At 42.4% G+C, this 19057-nt stretch carries 21 protein-coding genes; 6 read left to right on the top strand and 15 right to left on the bottom strand.

The features are described 5' to 3' along the window. Positions 1-21: 21 nt before the first annotated feature. From BLP92_RS00105 to BLP92_RS00090, 4 genes are all read right to left on the bottom strand, one after another. On the bottom strand, positions 22-396 hold the full coding sequence (locus BLP92_RS00105; protein ID WP_090839360.1) for a hypothetical protein: 375 nt from the start codon (positions 394-396) through the stop codon (positions 22-24). 342 nt (positions 397-738) lie between these two features. Continuing rightward, positions 739-1740, bottom strand: a complete 1002-nt coding sequence (locus BLP92_RS00100; protein WP_175444129.1) for a F510_1955 family glycosylhydrolase — start codon at positions 1738-1740, stop codon at positions 739-741. 264 nt (positions 1741-2004) lie between these two features. Next, positions 2005-2520, bottom strand: coding sequence for a YtxH domain-containing protein (locus tag BLP92_RS00095; protein WP_090839354.1), 516 nt, complete (start codon positions 2518-2520; stop codon positions 2005-2007). Between the two features lie 394 nt (positions 2521-2914). Then, entirely contained in the window at positions 2915-3922 is a 1008-nt protein-coding gene (locus tag BLP92_RS00090; protein ID WP_244516606.1) for a D-alanyl-D-alanine carboxypeptidase family protein, read from the bottom strand. A gap of 374 nt (positions 3923-4296) precedes the next feature. Here BLP92_RS00090 and BLP92_RS00085 point away from each other — a divergent pair, with 374 nt between their 5' ends. Beyond that, positions 4297-4566, top strand: coding sequence for a hypothetical protein (locus tag BLP92_RS00085; protein WP_090839351.1), 270 nt, complete (start codon positions 4297-4299; stop codon positions 4564-4566). Positions 4567-4691: 125 nt separating this feature from the next. On the opposite strand, the gene BLP92_RS00080 is transcribed toward BLP92_RS00085, so the two are convergent. The 8 genes from BLP92_RS00080 to BLP92_RS00045 all read right to left on the bottom strand — a co-directional run bounded on the left by BLP92_RS00080 (position 4692) and on the right by BLP92_RS00045 (position 11234). Then, positions 4692-5165, bottom strand: coding sequence for a GNAT family N-acetyltransferase (locus tag BLP92_RS00080; RefSeq protein WP_175444128.1), 474 nt, complete (start codon positions 5163-5165; stop codon positions 4692-4694). Positions 5166-5176: 11 nt separating this feature from the next. Next, positions 5177-5926: an amidohydrolase family protein gene (locus tag BLP92_RS00075; RefSeq protein WP_090839343.1), complete on the bottom strand. Its 750-nt coding sequence runs from the start codon at positions 5924-5926 to the stop codon at positions 5177-5179. Between the two features lie 23 nt (positions 5927-5949). Continuing rightward, entirely contained in the window at positions 5950-6312 is a 363-nt protein-coding gene (locus tag BLP92_RS00070) for a VOC family protein (protein ID WP_090839340.1), read from the bottom strand. A 54-nt stretch (positions 6313-6366) separates the two neighbouring features. Then, positions 6367-6813: a hypothetical protein gene (locus BLP92_RS00065; RefSeq protein WP_090839337.1), complete on the bottom strand. Its 447-nt coding sequence runs from the start codon at positions 6811-6813 to the stop codon at positions 6367-6369. Between the two features lie 90 nt (positions 6814-6903). Next, a complete protein-coding gene (locus tag BLP92_RS00060) occupies positions 6904-7464 on the bottom strand; it encodes a nucleotidyltransferase family protein (protein WP_342028349.1) in 561 nt (186 codons plus the stop codon). A 116-nt stretch (positions 7465-7580) separates the two neighbouring features. After that, a complete protein-coding gene (locus BLP92_RS00055) occupies positions 7581-8759 on the bottom strand; it encodes a GTP-binding protein (protein ID WP_090839335.1) in 1179 nt (392 codons plus the stop codon). An 18-nt stretch (positions 8760-8777) separates the two neighbouring features. Continuing rightward, complete coding sequence (locus BLP92_RS00050) at positions 8778-9935, bottom strand: FAD/NAD(P)-binding protein (RefSeq protein ID WP_090839331.1); 1158 nt, start codon at positions 9933-9935, stop codon at positions 8778-8780. Positions 9936-9956: 21 nt separating this feature from the next. After that, entirely contained in the window at positions 9957-11234 is a 1278-nt protein-coding gene (locus BLP92_RS00045) for a metal ABC transporter solute-binding protein, Zn/Mn family (RefSeq protein WP_090839328.1), read from the bottom strand. A 532-nt stretch (positions 11235-11766) separates the two neighbouring features. Here BLP92_RS00045 and BLP92_RS00040 point away from each other — a divergent pair. The 4 genes from BLP92_RS00040 to BLP92_RS00025 all read left to right on the top strand — a co-directional run bounded on the left by BLP92_RS00040 (position 11767) and on the right by BLP92_RS00025 (position 14393). Continuing rightward, positions 11767-12141, top strand: a complete 375-nt coding sequence (locus BLP92_RS00040) for a hypothetical protein (protein WP_090839325.1) — start codon at positions 11767-11769, stop codon at positions 12139-12141. Positions 12142-12163: 22 nt separating this feature from the next. After that, the gene (gene rpsN / locus BLP92_RS00035) at positions 12164-12433 is read left to right on the top strand and encodes a 30S ribosomal protein S14 (protein ID WP_090841018.1); all 270 of its coding nucleotides are present in this window, start codon (positions 12164-12166) and stop codon (positions 12431-12433) included. Positions 12434-12598: 165 nt separating this feature from the next. Further along, positions 12599-12835: an SHOCT domain-containing protein gene (locus tag BLP92_RS17845; RefSeq protein ID WP_139148900.1), complete on the top strand. Its 237-nt coding sequence runs from the start codon at positions 12599-12601 to the stop codon at positions 12833-12835. Positions 12836-13070: 235 nt separating this feature from the next. After that, entirely contained in the window at positions 13071-14393 is a 1323-nt protein-coding gene (locus BLP92_RS00025) for an APC family permease (RefSeq protein ID WP_090839319.1), read from the top strand. Positions 14394-14898: 505 nt separating this feature from the next. On the opposite strand, the gene BLP92_RS00020 is transcribed toward BLP92_RS00025, so the two are convergent. The 3 genes from BLP92_RS00020 to BLP92_RS00010 form a co-directional block, all read right to left on the bottom strand. Then, complete coding sequence (locus tag BLP92_RS00020; RefSeq protein ID WP_090839316.1) at positions 14899-16296, bottom strand: sensor histidine kinase; 1398 nt, start codon at positions 16294-16296, stop codon at positions 14899-14901. Then, positions 16293-16988, bottom strand: coding sequence for a response regulator transcription factor (locus BLP92_RS00015; RefSeq protein WP_175444127.1), 696 nt, complete (start codon positions 16986-16988; stop codon positions 16293-16295). Before BLP92_RS00015 ends, BLP92_RS00020 begins: the two co-directional genes overlap by 4 nt. Positions 16989-17098: 110 nt before the next feature. After that, on the bottom strand, positions 17099-18508 hold the full coding sequence (locus BLP92_RS00010) for an ArsR family transcriptional regulator (RefSeq protein WP_090839311.1): 1410 nt from the start codon (positions 18506-18508) through the stop codon (positions 17099-17101). A 267-nt stretch (positions 18509-18775) separates the two neighbouring features. Between BLP92_RS00010 and BLP92_RS00005 the strand changes: the two genes are divergently transcribed. Further along, on the top strand, positions 18776-19057 hold a 282-nt coding region (locus BLP92_RS00005), incomplete at its 3' end, for a helix-turn-helix domain-containing protein (RefSeq protein ID WP_139148899.1).

The following is a 19057-nucleotide window of genomic DNA, read 5'->3' as shown; positions in this document are numbered from 1 at the left end:
CAAAGCAGCAGCAACTATTTTCTAAAGCATGAGATAAACAATCCATCCAAACATAAAAATTCCTCCTAATCCAGCTCCGCTTGTAATAAGTGTTACTGCCGCCCGCAGGGGTTCTTCTGACTTTTTCCAGTCATAGAGCATTTTAGTCGAAATATATATGAAATAATAAACAGTAACTACATAAATAAGCTCCTGACCCATCCCCCATAATAGAAGAATTAAAATAAGAAGCCCTAAAGCTGCGTACCAGCTTAATTTATATAATATTCCGCCATTTTCTTTGAAATCCTTCCATCCAGCTTCCTGCAGCCCCAGCTTTTTTACTAGACTTGACTGCAGCAGGAAAATACTTTTAATAATTCCTAATATAATAAGTATCAATAAAATGATTTCCAAAGTGCTTTACCTCCTCGAAATGCATCTCCTATATCAACATCGAAATATTTTATTTGAGCGCTTTAAAGAGTAAGTTTTCAGAAAAGCCACGCTATAAAATTTTGATTCAGCTTTTATTCCCTGTGCTGGTTTGAGGAAGTTCTTCTCCTTTACAAAAGTGATAATAATGAGAAGCCAGACTGGAATTACCTCTTCCAATAAAGTATGTATTTACCATTTTAGTGTACCATGTTCTTCCTGTAACGTGAAAATTTACTCCTGGTAAATGAATAGCTGGTGAATTATCTAATCAATTCAAAAAAAACCTCAGGCCAGCAAATGCCGGGCTGAGGCTGCTATATGTCAGGATACCGGTTCTCCGGCTTCCGCAATCATTGTCCAATTTTCTCCACCATCAATAGTTTGATATAAATGTTCCTGGGAAGTCCCTACCGTAATTATATTCTCATTTTCCGGGTGCACAGCCAGCTGCATCACTGCATCGTTATGTTCCAAAGTCAGATTCAATGGGTCCCATGTCTCCCCAAAGTCCCTGCTTTGCATCAGGCCGGATGGTTCTCCTAAAAGATAGGCCGTGACCACTCCTTCGCCATGCATACTTCCTTCACCAATAGAGAGGGTCATCCCTTCGTGCATCAATTCCCATGATTCTCCGCTGTCGGAAGAATGAAATATCCCCTGCGGCAAGCCCATCATGAGGGAAGAAGGATCTTCAGGATCAGATACTATTGCGTATGCAGCTACTTCTCCTTCGGGCAGACCTGTCCAGGGAAGTTTTTCCCAATCACTGCCGCTGTTAAAGGAACGGTACAGTACTGCTTCTTGTGCATCTACTCCGTACAGCACTTCAGAATTCCCAGCATTCACTTCCAGCACATGGAAATCAACTTCTCCGTGCAGCGCAACCGGCTCCCATGAGCCCCCCCGGTCCTTACTGGTCACCACACCAATGGGGTTTTGCAGGTCAGATTCTGCTGCTGGATGCCCACTGGAAATCATCGTCTCATCATCTAAAAAATTAAATCCCATTAAGTCGTGCCTTTCTTCTTCCGGAGCTATCCAGTGCCACTGATTGTGTTCATCGATCTGAAATAATCCATGGTGCGTGCCCACATATAATATATCAGGCTGCAGCGGGTCATAAGAAAGACCGTGTATATGCATAAATGATGTAACCTTTTCTCGAAGTTCAGTTTTTTCTATATTTTCTTCTTCGGTTTCCTGCATCTGCGTTGTTGCCTCCGCCCCATTGTGCATGGAGACTTCAATGTCATCCGTATTTTCTGCACAAGCGGACAATATAAAAAGCGCTGTCCCTAACGCTGTTAAGCCAACTTTCTTCATATTACTCTCTCCCCTATTGATGATCTTAAGATGAAACTGTCCCGTAAGCATTATATAGTGTCAGGCTTTCAGAAGAAAGGGTCCTTTTCATCATGTTTTCATTATGGAGCTAATTTGTGAAGAAACGATGAAGTCTGCTTGTTTTTTTAACCAGGATTATGAAGTAAAAGAAAATGAATTATTTGATGCTGCAGATGATGAGGTTTTAAAATCATAAAAAAGCCGCTATGGAGAGTTCCATAACGGCTGCCGGTTACTTTTCTGTTATTTTCGGGGATCCCGGAAAGGAGGAATTGTCTGATCAAAAGGCACGGCTTCTGGATTTGATTCTGAAGAACCAGTGTCAACTTTTGCAGCATCTTTTACTCCCTTTAACTCTTCTTTCGTTTCCTGACCGGTCGTATCCTTTATTTCTTTCAAATCTTCGCCTGCTTCTTTTGCAGTTGAAGCAACATTTTCGGCTTGTTCCTTTACCTGCTTTGTCTGCTCCATAAGATCTTCTCCATGCTTATCATAGATTTCCTGAAGGCTTGTTGCAGTAGTTTTTACCAGATCCACTACACGCATGAACCGGTCTTTCAGTTCTTCTTTATCTATCTGTTCATTTGCCTGCTGTGCTTTTTCCTTTACTCCCTGTGAATCGTTTGAATCACTCTGGTCTGACCGTTTTGAAAGCCAGAAGATGATACCACCAATTACAGATAATAACACTGCCGGCGTAATGAATTTGCTTTTTGAAGTTCCATTGTTTTCATAGTTACTTTCATAATTCGTTCTCATTTTATCCCTCCTGTTGATTCGTTCAGTGTGTAAATAATAAAATTCCCATTAAATCTCTGCCTACTTTTGTGTATTAACCAATTAGAAAAGATCTAAACCCCTGTTTATTTCTCAAAAAAGTTCTGCAGCTGTAGAAGTGTATTTTTCATTGGAAGCAGAGATCAGCACAGATCTGTTTTCACAGGCTTTGGCAAAGTAATTTTAAAGAACTCTATTGCAAAAACCACTTATTCACAGCAAGCGCAAGAAACAATCGCACGGAAGTGAAAAATGCAAACAAATTCCGATGAACTGGTATTAGAAATAGCTGAATATAAAAATGCAAATTTCCTCCGGCAAGCGAAGGAGTATCCACGCATTAAAAAAAGCAGATCAGTGTGACCTGCTTTTTTGTCTATCGGTATAGCGGCTGTTCGTAGATGATTTCCCCGTTCCATTTTTTCCAGACAATGCTTGTTTTTTCCGGATGAATGGTAATCACACGTGGAAAAGACTCAGTAGCTGCGCTTGCAGTACCCTGCAAAGTCAGGTACTTCACCAATTCTTCCACCCCTGCTTCATACCAGGTATGCTGCGTGGTTAAGTTTTCAAAGCCGTATTGTATTAGTTTCTGCGTGTCGCGATAAGATTCATCCGCAGAAGGGGCTTTTAAAGTTACGATAATGAGCTCTGAGCCATTTCTCTCCACTGAAGTCACAAGCGTGGCCCCGGCCTGGGAAACAAACCCGTTTTTTATCCCTGTGACGCCTTCCACATTTCCGAGCATCCGGTGATGATTGTAAATGGTTGTATCCCAGCCTTCGCCGATCCATTCCATTTGTCTGGTGCCGACAATAGTACGGAAAGTGTCATTTTCCATAGCATAACGGGAGATTTCTGCCATATCACTTGCAGTTGTTACATGCAGCGGATGATACAGCCCGTGTGGATTGGTAAAGTTTGTATTTTCCACTCCTACTTTTTCTTCCACAAATGTGTTCATCATGTTGGCATAAGCTCTTTCACTTCCAGCAGCGTGCTCTGCCAAAGCGGTCCCTGCATCGTTGCCGGAGTTAATCAGAAGCCCCTGAACCAGTTTTTCTACTGATACTTCTTCCCCGGGCAGCAGGTAAACTCTCGTACCATCTACCGAGGCTGCAGACTCACTTACTTCTGCAGTTTCATTTAAAATTTCTTCTTCTATTGCCACAAGGCCTGAAACAATTTTAGTAATACTTGCCGGATACATTTCACGATGTTCATTTTTCCCGAAAATAACTTCTCCGGTTGCAGCATCTATTACAATAGCTGCCTCACTGTAGAGTGCAATTTCTTCCTCAGGATCTGCGTTAACGCTCGTGAAAGGGAATGTGAAAATCATGGTGAATAAAATTAAATACACACTATTTCGTAAACCATTCAAAGAAAAAACTCCTTTATGTGAGATACATGCGATGTAATATAAATATATTTTCTTTTAGCATTTTATATATTACACTTTCTTTCGACAAATTGCATCTTTTTTCCCTCCATATACAGGATGAAAGAACCAGTAAATTGACGGATCATTTTTCGACAAATTCGCAGTGCAGAAAGTATAGTTTTATTGCAGTTTTCATGCAGCAAAGAATACTTCTGCTGCAGTCAGCTGAATTTGCCACATTATCTTTTTAGCGGAACTTTTATTTTCAAGGTAGCACGACTCTTCTATAAAAGACTTCATGCTAAAAATGAAATCCCTGTTTAAATTTCCAATATAAAGGATATCAGTAGAGAAACGAATGATGGAGGAATCAGATGTTCTGGTATATTTTTGTTGCTGTATTATTAATAACGGGAGCTCTCATTATCGGGCTCGATTTTAAGAAACAGCAGCAGCGAGCTGATAATGAAGCCCCGAAAAGTAAATTAACTTATCTGGCTGGATACCCTTTGCTCGCATTAAGTATAAGTATTGGCTTACGGCTGTTTTTTGGAGGGAACTTTACGGTAATAGGAGTTTTTATGTTTCCGCTTGCGCTGTTTGTGTTCGGGGTTATGCAGGTAAAGCGGGGGAATACGAAATAATCATGTTTTTCAATATGCCCCCGCTTACTTATGCTAATTGCGAAGGATCAATCGATGTTTGTGGAATATAAAACACAAAAAGAAAATTCTCAGCTGCCTGGGTACTGCAGAAGCTCCATTTCATCTTAACTTTGATTATTTTTTTGAATTTCTTTTTCCATTTTCATATTTGTTACTTCATAACCATGCTTATTATATAGGGCTATAGCTCGCTTATTATGTGGGAAAACCTGCAGCCCTATCTTCTCTATCCCCAGCTTTGAGCATTGTTCTTCAATTAGTATTAAAGTTTCTTTCCCAAACCCGTTACGCTGGTGAGCTGGAAAAATTTTAATATCGTATATAAATCCTCTTTGTGGCGTTTTTAGAGCCAGCCACACAAACCCTATTGTTTTTTCTTCTTTTTTAATTTCGTAAAGATAATTATTTTTAGTCGATTTTCCCTCAGGAAGCAGCCGGCCATACTCTGCTGCGGCTTTATCCAGCGAATTTTCTCTTATCCAATTCCCTGCCTTAACTTTCTCCTCTGCGTAAGAAATAATTGCTTCTTTTAAATAAATTTCAAATCCTTGTTCTGAAATTGGTAATAAATAGATCAACCAAATCACTCCTACTTCTTAAAATACCAATCTTCTGCGTTTCGATAGAGCACGTCTTTTACAGCTTCGGGAGGGAGTACCTTTTTAATAATGTCTATATCATTATCTTCAAAGGGACGCGGTGCTCTGGTGGAAGGCAGATCCGTGCCGAACATAAGAGCTTTAGGATTAGCTTGGTAAACTGCCGTGATGGTTTCCGCAATATTCAAATTTCCCCTGCCGAAACCACTTGCCTTTACTCTCATTCCTTTCTCAGCTAATTGCAGCAAGAATGGCAACCCCTCTTTTTGCAGGCCAAGGTGATCAATGGAAACTGCCGGGAGTTTCTTTAAGATTGATGAAATTTCCGGCAGGTCGGCTGCATTTATGTATAACTCTACGTGCCATCCTGCCAGCCCATACACCCTCTCAGCCAAAGCTTCCAGCTGACCAAGCAGATCTCTGCCGCCGCGTCTAATGTTCATTCTCACGGCTTTTACGCCTGCTTTGTCCAGCTCCAAAATTTCTTTATCTGTGCAGTCGGGTGGAAGCTGTGTGACGCCTCTAAATCCCTGTCCAAGTGTTTTCAGCGCGTTGATTAAATACGACTGATCGAATCCTTGAAAAGAACCCGATACAATTGCACCTCCGCGCAGTTCGTAATGCTTCATCCTATGTAAATAGGCTGTACAGGTAAATAGTTCGGGCACAAAACCCTGGTTTTCAATCAAAGGATATCCGGGTTCGATAATATGCAAATGTGCATCAAATATTTTATCCATATCCGCTCGTCTCCTTATGGTTTTTACAGAAGCTCCAGCATTTCCACCCGGTTGTGGAAAGGGTCACGGAATTCAAATCTTTTCATTTCGGGGATAGGAACTGACTCAATAATTTCAATACCATTTTCTTCAAGCTTGTTTCTCCATTCATGCAGATTATTTACCTGATAGGCCAGATGCGCTTTCGTGGCAAGGCGTTCTACTCCGTTTTCTGTACCTACGTGTACCTCCTGATTTCCGACACGCAGCCAGAATCCACCACGTCCCTGCAGAGTTTCCGGCTTTATTACTTCTTCCAGTCCAAGCAGATCGCAATAAAAATTTTTTGCTTGTTCTTCTTCATTTTTTGGGATCGTTATCTGTACATGATGCAGTCCAATAATCATTTGAATTCCTCCTTGAAATTTAACCGCAGTAAAAATAAAGGTTCGATAAGTAAATTATTCTTCCAAAGGAAATGTTTCTTCCTCAAAAATTACTTCTTCCACTTCCTGCATAGTTTCCTGCGAGACAGTTATTACGAAAGACCTCGGATAATAAATGTCGTTGCATGGTCCTTCTTCCTGCGCCACGTCCACTGTGAGACTGCCGCCTCCAGTATGAATTTCCGCCACTTCTTTTTCACAGGAACTTTCTCCTGTATGCATGAGTATTGCTGTATGTTCATTAAAATCGATATCGGGCGGGCTTTCCCGGTAGCCATAACTTTCCCAGAAATCTCTAAACTCCTCCGCATCTTCCGCAATATGAACTCCCTGTTCTCCAATACCTTCATCTGGAGCTGTTCTATTTGTTTCCAACAGAGTCCCCTCTTCAAAATCAGTGGGCGGTCCGCACCCTGGCAGTAAAAAGATTAATCCTGTTATCAGCAGGCAGGTATATTTCATGTTAACCTCCTTAAAATGTATTTAAAAACGTTTAGAATCTCTGCCCTTCTCCAATAAAAAAATTTTATAAAACCATCTCAACTTTTCCATTTAAAAAACTACTTCTAATTTCCCCCATTTGCTTTTCCAGTCTTTCTGCTGCACCCGTTCCCTATAAATCTGCATTCTTTCTTCGGTTTCTTCAAAAAACGGGGTGGGGCGTACCTTCATCTTCACAGCGTCTTCGATCCCCCAGGGTACTGTTAAAATCAACTCATCCTCTGCATTTAGTTTAATACCGAGCGCTGTAGCTGTTTCAGGAAATTTGGAAATGGCGTCTGTCGCGGAAGCATATGGAGAAATATTATTTACTTTATGCATTCTTGCCTGGTTTTTAACTGACCAGGGTTCATGAGGCATTTTGGAACGCAGCTTCTGTTTCCATCGTTTTTCTGTCGCTTCCAAAGTATTTTCTTCATCAAAATATATAACATCCACATCTGCCAGAGGGGTTCTTTCAGAAAAATCATGAAGTACATCCCATATTTTCGCTCGCAGCAAGCCTGCACAAACCCAGCAGTCCGGCAGTTCTAATTCCCTCACACACTTAATTATCTTCATCATTTCTGCGTCATTTCGAATCATATGTAAAATTTCACCTTTTGTTTCCAAGAGAGTTTTCCTCCTCTTAGTCATTACTTCCATTTTAAGGATATCATATCCAGGCTTTCAAGTAACTTGCTACACCAAAAATCCCCCGGTATAAATTCCCGGGGGATAACTGTTTTTTATTGAAAGGCAGGGAGCGGATCTTCATATTTCTGCCAGCTTTCCTGCATTTCTTTGTCCGTTAACAAGCACGTATCAAGCTCTTTTTCCACTTCTTTCTGGTTCAGTTTGAGTCCGATAAACACTAATTCTGTGATTCTGTCTCCATACACAGGATCCCACACTGAAAGAAGTTCAGGATCTTCTTTTAAGAGCGCTGCTCTTTCTTCTTCCGGATAGGCAGCAACCCAGCTTCCCGCTGCTTCGATAGTCAGCGAAGTTCCCGCCTGGGACAGCAGGCCTGCCGTCTCATTTCTCGAAGCAAGCCAGAAAAACCCTTTGGACCTTATGATATCTTCCGGCCACCGTTCAAGCCATTTCATCCACCTTCCCGGGTGAAACGGGCGGTTTCTTTTATACACAAAGGAACTGATGCCGTATTCTTCTGTTTCCGGTACATGTTCCTCATTTAATTCTTTGATCCATCCTGCGCCCTGACTCACTTTCTCCAGATCAAATCGGCCGGTATTTAAAATGCTGTCCAGAGGGACCTGAGAATACCTGCTCTCCAACAGTTCTGCTTCAGGATTTAATTTCTTCAGTACGCCTTCCAGTTTACGTCGGTTTTCTTCAGACAGCAGATCAATTTTGTTCAGTACGAGTGTGTTTGCAAACTCAATTTGATCGATGAGCAGATCTGCAATTTCCCGTTCATCCTCCTCGTCGGCAGTCTGGGCGCGGTCCAGGAGACTTTCCCCGGAGGAAAAATCCTCCCAGAACCGGTTGGCATCAACTACCGTTACCAGCGTATCCAGCTGACAGAGCGAGGATAAATCTATCCCCAGTTCTTCATCCATATATGTAAATGTCTGTGCAACAGGAATCGGCTCTGAAATCCCGCTCGATTCAATTAAAATATAATCAATATCTCCGGCGCGTACCAGTTTTTCTACCTCAATAACTAAATCTTCACGAAGCGTACAGCAGATGCATCCGTTCTGCATTTCCACCAGCTTTTCCTCACTCCGGGAAAAACCGCCCTGCTTCACTAAAGCCGCATCTATATTTATTTCACTCATATCATTAACAATAACTGCCGCCTTCATTTCCTGCGCCTGATGCAGCAGATAATTCAATAATGTCGTTTTCCCCGCTCCCAAGTAGCCGCTCAGGACCGTTACGGGAATTTTTTTCGTCATATATTTCTCCTTTCACACTCAAATGACACTGGCAGCAATCCGTTCCGCTGCCTTCTGGGCTCCGGAAATGTTTCCGGCAACCGGTCCTATTTCCAATTCGCTGAGCGGTCCTGTCACGTATAAGTGACCGCACCATTCTAATGAGGAAGAGACGATAGGATAGCCGCATTTTGCACAAGGAAGATTTTCATTTTCCCGAAGCGCATGCAGCCATTTTTCGTCTTCCAGTGAAGATTGAAATCCGGTAGCAAGCAGCATTGCAGCTGTTACAAAGGTTTCTTCACTTTTTAACCGGACTTGGAGCTGTTTATTCTTTTTTTCTACCTGCGCCACTTCTCCGTCTATTATTTCAATAAGCTGCTGTTTTTCCAGACGCTTTAATTTCATATAAATATCTTTTGGAAGAGAGCCCCGGTGCCTCGCATTGGTAATCTGCTCGCGGCGGGCTTCGTAGCTTTTCGTCTGTTGAAACGCAGTGAGATTTTTCGGTCCGAGCCACCCGGGGTCACTGTCGAAAGAATGCAGCCGGAAAGGGTGTCTCTTTAATAATGTCACTTTTCCGGGATACAGCTGTGCCAGCTTAATAACAGTATGTGCTGCACTGATTCCTCCGCCTATTACAGTAACTGCAGGCGCAAGTGATTCCATCAAAGGTGCTTCTTCCTCATAAATATGATATATGCCTTCTCCACGGAATTTTTCTGCCCAGGAAGGAATATGCAGCCGGTTATTCGGACGGATGGCGACCACTACATTTTTTGCCTCAAACGAGAGCCCTTCTTTCGTGGCAATCCTCCACCGGCTGTTTTCTCTTTGCAGTGTCTGGACTGTCCCCTGTACCCATGCCTCCATCAATCCTTTTTTCTGAAACGTTTGTTCCGCATGTTCATTAAACATTTCCAAATTGGGACGCTTATACTTCCCGTAAAAATTTCTCGTATCTTCTATGCGGTCTGCGTGTTTCTGCAGACTGAAGGGATCTCTGTCAATATGATGTACGGAAGGAGAGCGCAGAAATTCCATACCGATATAAGAAGTACGTTTTTTCCAGCGGGTAAGCGGTGCTGCATGCGGATCGATGATTTTCATCCTGTCAACTGCCGCTCCTTTTTCCACTAAAAAATTTGCAGTGGTACACCCGTGGATCCCGCCGCCGATAATCACCCATTCATACAATGCTGATCCCTCCCGGACAAATTATTGCAGTGCTTCTTTCAACGTTTCTAAATTGGATTCCATTAAGCTGAAATAATTTTCCTCATTTTCCATATCTTCTTCTGTTAAAGCTTCCAGGTTATGAAGTGAAAGTGCTTCTGCACCAACTTCATCCTGTACGACCTGTGTGATATTTTGTGGGATATTCTGCTCAAATAATACGTAATTAATATTATTTTCCTCCATCATCGCAATCGTATTTTCCATCTGCTGAATAGAAGGCTCATTTGTTGGCGACAAGCCCGCAATTCCGTGCTGCTGAATGCCATACTGCTCCTCCCAGTAGCCGTATCCTGCATGGGACACGACAATTGTATCGTTTGCAGTGTCACTCAGTTCCGCAGAAAACGTTTCGTGCAGCTCCTCCAGATCACTTACCAGCGCTTCATAATTTTCATTAAACAGCTCTTCCTGTTCCGGACGCATTTCAATGAACGCATCCCGGATATTTTCAGCAAGTCCTACTGCACGGGTAGGGTCAAGCCATACGTGTGGATCTTCCTCACCGTGTGCATGGTCGTGATCATCTTCGCCGTGGTCATGGTTATTTTCCTCATTGTTATGATTTTCTTCGTTATTGTGGTCATGATTATGATCTTCATCATTATTATGGTTGTGGTCGTGATTTTCTTCATCATTGTGATCATGATTGTTTTCATGATCGTGGTTATGATTTTCCTCATTCTCGTGGTCATGATTTTCTCCATCATTGTGATCGTGATTGTGACTTTCCTCATTATCATGATCATGATTATCTTCGTCATTATGTTCGTGGTTATCGTTATGCCCGTCATGATCTTCTTCATCAGCATGGTCGTGAGTATAAGAAATTAAATCAATACCTTCTGCAGCTTCGATCATTTCCACATCCTGAGAGGCGAAAGTACTTTCTAACTGGTCCACAAACCCTTCAAAACCTGCGCCATTGTAAATAAATAAATCCGCTTCCGCAGCTTCGATCATTTGCTGGGAAGTCGGTTCAAATGTGTGCGCATCTGCTCCGGCAGGCACAATGTTCTCAACGTTGACTTCTTCCCCGCCAATTTTATTCGCAAAATCTTCTAACGGAAAAAGTGTTGTCATTACAGTAATTGGATCACTTTCTTCATTTGCTTCCGTGTCAGCAGTTTCTTCTGTAGAGTTCTCGTCTGCTGTATTGTTATTTTCCTGAGCCGTTTCATTATTTCCCTCATTGTCTGCTCCACAGGCTGCCAGGAATGCAGTGGAAAGTAATACGATTGATAAAGATGCTTTTTTCATTTTGAAGAACTCCCTTTTAATTATTGATTACTATTTTTCTGTAAGTATATGCCTGGTAAATCTTTTTACCACTTTCATATGCCATGCCTGTAATAGAACGCGGAAAATCAGCGTTCAGGCAATATCTAAACTTAGTCTATCGTAAAGGTTACGTTTTGTAAACAGTAAGCTTTACGATTTAATAATAAAATGATTCAACTGCAGATAGTAACTTTTAGAGAGGAATCATTTTCATTTTTTCGAAAATATTTTTCTGAATGAGGAAATGAATCTGCATAACAGTGGATGGTTCCGAGAGAGTTGTCTTCCATTATTATGTCTACTGCTCATGAATCTCCCTCAATTAATCTATCTTTGTTTCATTTAAAAAGCACTTATGAAGACTTTTTTAAACTATATTCGGGCTGTCGCTCAATAAATGCACTATAGTATTTGTTCCAAAACAAAACGGAGATGCTTCTTTACAAAAAGAATTCGTTATGTTTTAATTTAAATCGTAAAGATTTCGATTTGAGGATTGGAGGAAGAAATTTTGAATAATTCCCGCTATGAATTTATCCGGGCGCAGCTTTTGCGTACTTTACCTGCAGAAGATCGCAAAATATTTTTTATGCATGAAAAACTTGAATCAATGCTGGCAGATAAGGCAGCTACAGAAGAAGAGTTCTTCTCCCTATTGGTTTCAAATTCACCTGTAATTCAGACCGCAGCGGCTTTTTCATTACCGGCAGACTTTGTTTTTGAAAAAGTACAGTTCATTGAACAAAAACTGCATGAATTAACAGAGGAGACACTGAAACAGGCTTTAATATTTGAAACTTCTTCTAACCTCTCCTATGAAGAGAACATGAAAGGGTCAAAAAGACATTTTCAATTGAATGTTCCTGCTTTCTCTTTTAAAAAATAATGTGAAAGGAATGATATTTGTCATGGCTAAGAAATCAAAAATCGCAAAAGAAAAACAGCGGGAGGAATTGGTACAGCGCTATGCAGCTCTCCGGAAAGAATTAAAAGAAAAAGGAGATTATGAAGCGCTGAGAAAACTCCCTCGTGACTCTTCTCCTACCCGTCTGACCCGCAGATGCAAAGTAACAGGCCGGCCGCACGCTGTACTGCGTAAATTTGAACTTTCCCGTATAGAGTTCCGTAACCGTGCGCACAAGGGACAGCTCCCCGGTGTAAAAAAAGCAAGCTGGTAACACAAACGCGTACAGAGATGTGCGCGTTTTTTGTTTGGTCAGCTGCCGATAAAATATGTATGCACTTTTAACATAAATTATGCAGAAATCTCGTTACTTCATACTTTATTCATAATTTCTTCCTATCATAGAAACAAGGCAGAAGATAAGAAAGGAAGTGCGGAGATGAACCATATGATGGAGGGCGGTTTTTGGAGTGCAGGTATGTTTCTCGGCGCGTTTGTCTGGCTGCTTTTTATTGGTCTTGTGTTATTTCTTGTCTTTTATCTTCTCGGCAAGCTTTTTCATACTGATTCTCCAAAAGATAAATCAAGTATAGCCATTTTAAATGAACGGTATGCAAAAGGAGAAATTAATAGACAGGAATATGAAGAAAAGAAACAGGTACTGACCAGAAAATAAATTTCCTTGTTTCCTTCTGAAAATCTTCTCCCTCTTCCTCCTATTCCGGCGGAGCTTCTGTATTTATCAGGAAGCTCCTATTTGTTTTATCAGCAGGAATAAGGGAAAAACCCCTTAAAAGCTTGTTTCTCATTTATGCATAAAGTACGCGCTGGTTTTCAGCTGAGCTTTTCACGCTGAAAAGGACTGATTTTACAGAAAATCTATTTATTTTAATCTGGTCAAGGAGGTAGTTATGAAACAAGGTAATTATGAAAAGAACAGTATTACCCTGCCTGGTGCCGTTGGACTGGGTACCGGAGTAATGATTGGTGCGGGGATTTTTGCACTGCTCGGGCAAGTCGCAGAAATTACAGGTTATTTATTTCCGCTCTCTTTTATCGTCGGCGGTCTGATTACAGTTTTTAGTGCCTATGGTTATGCAAAAATGGCGAACGCCTATCCATCCGCTGGAGGCATAGGAATGTTTTTTGCTAAGGCATACGGCAAAGGGACCGTTACAGGTGCAGCTGCACTTTTAATGGCAATTTCTATGATTATCAACCAGGCATTAATCTCACGTACATTCGGAACATACAGCCTGCAGCTGTTTAATATCGGTTCTGACAGCTTTCTGGTTCCTGTGCTTGGGGTGGGACTTATCATATTTGCTTTCCTGATTAATTTAACTAAAAACCAATTTATCGAAAAATTCATTTCTATTATTTCCATTTTGAAAATTATCGGGATTGCAGCATTCGCCCTTGCAGCCCTTTGGGTTTCTAATTTCACCTTTGACGGAGTTTTGACAGGAAGCGCGCCGGAGCATACAAGTATTAACTTTATTGCTTCTTTAGCGCTGACGATTCTCGCATTTAAAGGGTTTACCACTATTACCAATAACGGGGCTGAGATTGTAAACCCCCATAAAAACATCAGCAGAGCGATTGCAATATCTATTGCTATATGTGCAGTGATATATTTTCTAATCACCTGGGCAGTATCAAGCAATCTGTCAGTAGCTGAAATTATTGAGGCAAGAGATTATTCGCTTGCTGCAGCTGCAGAGCCTGCGTTAGGTGAGCTTGGCGTTTGGTTTACTATTGGAATTGCAATTCTTGCGACGATTTCTGTAATTATAGCAAGTATATTTGCGGTCTCCCGTATGACTGCCATGATGACGGACATGAAGCTGATTCCACATAAACACTTTCGATTACCGGGGAATCTGCAGCAGCACATGCTCGTCTACGTGGCGGCAATTGCTATAATACTCACGGTGTTCTTTGATTTACCGCGTATTGCTACGCTGGGCGCGATTTTTTATTTATCGATGGATATTATGTTTCATTGGGGTATTCTGACGCGATTAAAAGATGATATTAACGCGAAAGCTTCCATAGTAATTTCTGCGATAATACTTGATGCCGTAGTGTTAGGAGCTTTTCTCTGGTATAAAATAACGACGGATCTTCTTATCACTATCGTTTCTGTTACTTTCGTTCTGCTGATTTTTATATCCGAACACTTTTATTTGAAAAAGCAGCCTCCAGAAGAAGAAGGCTCCCATTCTCACTAATTTCACACTGCAAAAAATTTCAGGATATCTTTCCTTAAATATAAGGTTGGGTATCCTGATATTTTTATAAATAATTTTTGGAACCCCCGCCTTAAATTTTCCCTCTGCCTTCGAGTAATATCCAAGAGATAAGAAAGTAATATGATATTTCCTTTTATCCCTGAAACTTCAATTTTTACTTACTGTGAAGCAATTTCATAATACAAAATCAGATAATTCAAAACGAACAATAGAGGGTCTCTTCGTTATAGACAGCTGCTTGCCCGAGGGCTTGTCTTCAGCTAAATAGGACGATAAAAAACCTTCGTTCTATTGGATCTTCAGACTGCGCTGATCCTCCGGGAGTCACCGTCTGTCACTCCGGAACACTTATGAAAAACGAACATTCAATGTTTAATGTCAATGAACGTTCTTCAATTCTCCTTGAAAATGTAATTATGAAATTGGCTCACTGTATATACTTTATCAATCAATGCACCGCCGGACGATTAGTCATTAACAGACCTCAGCTGTTTTTCCTGACCAGCGGCAGCCTGATAATAAACACTGCACCACTTTCCTTATTAACAGCGGCGACTTTCCCGTGATGCGCTTCTACAATCTGTTTGGTAATAGGAAGGCCAAGGCCGCTGCCGCCTGCGGAAGAAGTGCGTGACTTGTCTGCTCGGTAAAACCTTTCCCAGATCAAGGGAAGTTCATCCTCCGGAATTCCGGGTCCCTCATCTTCTACAGAAATCACTGCTTCGCCCTGTTCCCTCGACAAATAAATGCTCACAGTTTTCCCTTCCGGCGTATGATGCAGCGCATTCCGGACGATGTTTGTCAGCGCCTGAATCATCCTTTCACTGTCAACATGAACAATAGAAGGGACGCCTGCAAGTTTCATATGCAGCTGCCGGTTTTCCTGCTGGGCCATCATTTCGAAATTTGGGCGTGCATCTGTTAAAAGATCAGTCAAATCCTCTTCTTCCAGTTCCAGTTCCCAGTGCCCTTCATCCATTTTAGTCAGCTGAAACAGATCCTCCACCAATCTTTCCATGCGCAGGGCCTCTCCGTGAATTACGCCTGCCTGCTTGCTCAGCTGATCAGGCGGCATGGCCGGCTGGTCCTTCAATAAAGCCGCATATGCTTTCACATAGGTGAGCGGGGTGCGCAGATCATGAGAAACATCTGAAAGAAACTTCCGGCGGGAATCGCGGTAAAATTTCAGCTGATTGGTCATAATGTGCACGCTTCTGCTCAGTTCCCCAATTTCATCCTGCCGCGGCGTATAAACCGCTGCATCAAAATTTTCTCTGGCTACCTGCTCCGTTGCTTTAGTCAGCTTCACCAGCGAACGGGTCATAAAACGGGAGAAAAACCAGGCAAGCATTCCGGCAAGCAGCAGGCTGATACCCGATGTGCCAATTGTCAGCCAGAGCAGCGAAGCACGTGTTGCTTCAAATCTGGTCGTCGCCTGGTCTACAAAAAGGTATGCTTCTACTGTTCCGTCAATAATGACAGGATGCGCTGCAAATACGTGTGCAATCGTATGATGCGAAGTATCTACAAATTCCATAGAGGAGTCTGCCAGTGGAAGCTGCGATGCAAGCCATCCGTTGTAGATTTCCCTCTCTTCGTCACTGATCCCTGCTGTTTCTTCGACTGCGTTTCCCTCGCCGTCAAATAAAATATAATTCACTTCTTCCGCCCGTTCCTCCATCACCCGCACGTGGTTGAACACTTCCGGGTGAAAATCTTCTTCCACTACTTCTCTATGCGCATCCATTCTTCGATCGATATCTGTCAGCAGCTGCTCCTGATAAAAATTGTAGGATAAAAAATAAAAGCCCGCGCTCAATACCGAAATAAGGAGTAAAAACGCCGCAAAAACAAGTGCCGCTGCTTTTAAAGACAGCTTCATTTTCTGTGCCCGCTTTCCTGCGGCAATCTGTAGCCTACACCCCACACTGTTTCAATAAACGTTTCTTCGGGAACTGCCTGCTTTAATTTTTCCCTGATATTTTTCACATGGGCATCGATGGTTCTATCCATCCCTTTTTCACCTAACGTGGATACAATGTCAAGGAGCTGCTCTCTCGTAAACACTCTCCCTGGTGCTCGGACAAAGTGAAGCAGAATTTCAAACTCTTTTTTTGTTAACGGAAGAGGAATTTCTTTCGCGAACGCTTCTCTCGTTTCCTCTTTTATTAAAATTCCTTTTGCACGATGTGTCTTTTCATCCTCCTGAGGCCGGATTCTTCTTAATACTGCTTCTATACGGGCCGTTAATTCCTTCGGCTCGAAAGGCTTCGTTATGTAATCATCCGCTCCTCCATGCAGTCCCTGCACCACCTGTTCCGTATCCCCGAGCGCCGTCAGCATGATAACGGGAATGCGGCTCTGCTGCTTCACTTCCTTTAACAGCTCCCACCCGTCTTTATAAGGCATCATCACGTCCAGCAGGATAAGATCAATATCTTCTGAATCGATGCGTCCCAGCACTTTGGAGGTATTCGTTTCAGCAGATACTTCGTACGTTTCTCCGGGAAGGCAGGCATCGATTAAGTCGAGCATTTGCTGCTCATCATCTACTGCTAATATACGGTGCTTCATAAAATTACTCCTTTCCTTACAGAAAACTGCCGTCTGCATACTGATGCAATCCGGCAGTTTCTGCTGCTGTTTCTATTTTACTGTTTCTCCGTGAAAAGATCAGCTTCTTCTTAGTGATCTCCGTGTCCGTCTCCGTCCAGCTGTTCTATTTCCAGCAGTGCATCAAGTGTACCCTGTGCCTGGAAGGAGATTGTATCTTCTCCGCCTATTACATAACCGTGATTATATGGTCCTTCCATCGGTGCCTCTTCAAAGCTTGGTTTCAGCTTTGCGAGATAGTCCGCATGTGGCTGCTCCAGCTCTTCCTCCATCCAGATAAGCGGCGCATGCTTGCCTAGGTGCGCAAGCGGCATCGCTGGCATCGCAAGTTCCGGTTCGTTTACCGAAGCAAATACAAGTCCGTGGCCAGGCTCATCGATGCCCCATCCAAAGGAATCGTCCTGATATTCTGCAAATGCGATGGAGAGTTCTGCTGGCGTGTCTCCCTCAATACGCACGACATTGCCGAATTCTTCAAGCTCCTCTTCTACCTCTGAGGAAATAGCATCGTCATTCCCGAGCAGATACATATTCGCTTCTCCGTTTCTTGCTTCCAGCGCTTCTTTTGTCGCTGCTGGAATTTCTTCATTTACGTAAAGCAGTGATTCATTCATATGGGCAATCCAGCTTCCTGCTAATAACGAAGAAGCCTGATGTTCCTCTTCCATGGAACCGATGATAACACTGTCCGGCAGTTCACCGATAATTTCGGCAAAGCTTTCTTCAATTTCTTTTGCGAACTGTGCCGGATCTTCTTCATACACATTATCTGTTTCAAATCCTTCCAGCATCTCTTCTTCCTCTGCAGAAAGATCCGCTGCAACGAGTACTTCGATTCCTTCTTCATTTCCCAGTGGTGCCAGGCGCTCTATTTCTGCCACCAGGTCCTCTGTCAGGCCATCTTCCATCAACAGAAGCGGACCATCATTTGGATGGTGCACAAGCGTCAAAGCGGCAAGTGCATGCTGCCATTCGTCCTCTTCTGCTAAAATTACGGTACCCGGCTGATTTGCTTCATGTGTTGCCGGCCAGATCGTCTGCGAGGCAATGACAGACATTTCCTCTACGCTGTTCCCGGAAAGTCTGGTAATGTTTTTTGTGCTATCCACCTGCAGGTTCTCTCCGGCATTGTCATTCCAGCTTTCCGGAAGCTGTGCCGCTTCTTCTTCAAAAGCTTCTCTTGCTTCATTGTTTCCGTTCATGTGTTCCTCATGGTCATCCATATGTTCCCCGTGCTCATTCATATCTTCATTATGATCCATATGGTTATTCATATTTTCGTTCATGTGCTCTTCCATATTTTCGTTCATATGCTCGTTCATGTCTTCATTCATATGATTATTATGTGTATCGTTTCCACTTCCTCCATTTCCAGAAGCGTTCTCATTTGCCGCAGTTTCGTTGTCTCCCCCATTACATGCTGCTAAAAGCAAAACGGAACTGATTGTAACGACACTCGATAATTTCCATGTTTTATTCATAGCTGATACTCCCTTTCTTTTGCTTTTCTTTAACTGTTACCAAGTTTAAAAGAAAAGTTTGAAGAAACTATGAAGGGAGTAGGAGGTCCACAAAATGTTCACAGTTATTTCGAAAGGAGTTAGAAAATACTCAGAGTCTTATAAAGTGAGATGAATTGTATATTTATGACTTTCTATGTACTGGGTTCTCCTCCGCTTCCCGGCGGAAGCTTGGGTAGTGCACCCCAGAAGTTAGAGTTAAAAATCTAACTTCTGGGGTGTTTTTGTATGACAATGTATAGTGAGGAATTTAAATTAATGATTGTGAAGGAGTATATGCAAGGAGAGCTGGGATACCGGTTATTGGCGAAGAAATACTTGATCCCTAGTGTCACTCCCATCAAACGGTGGGTTCGTGCCTATCAACATTACGGAGTAAAAGGAGTACAGAAACCACGTTCCAAACCAGTTTATTCTGTCCAATTCAAACTGCATGTATTACACTTTAGGAACCAGACAGGTGCTTCTCTTCAGGAGACGGCGACCGCCTTCGACTTGCACGACCCTTCC

This window comes from Alkalicoccus daliensis, from assembly GCF_900103955.1.
Taxonomy (GTDB): domain Bacteria; phylum Bacillota; class Bacilli; order Bacillales; family Salisediminibacteriaceae; genus Alkalicoccus; species Alkalicoccus daliensis.
The sequence above is the reverse complement of the archived record's forward strand: the minus strand, read 5'-3'. Positions and strand labels throughout refer to the sequence as shown.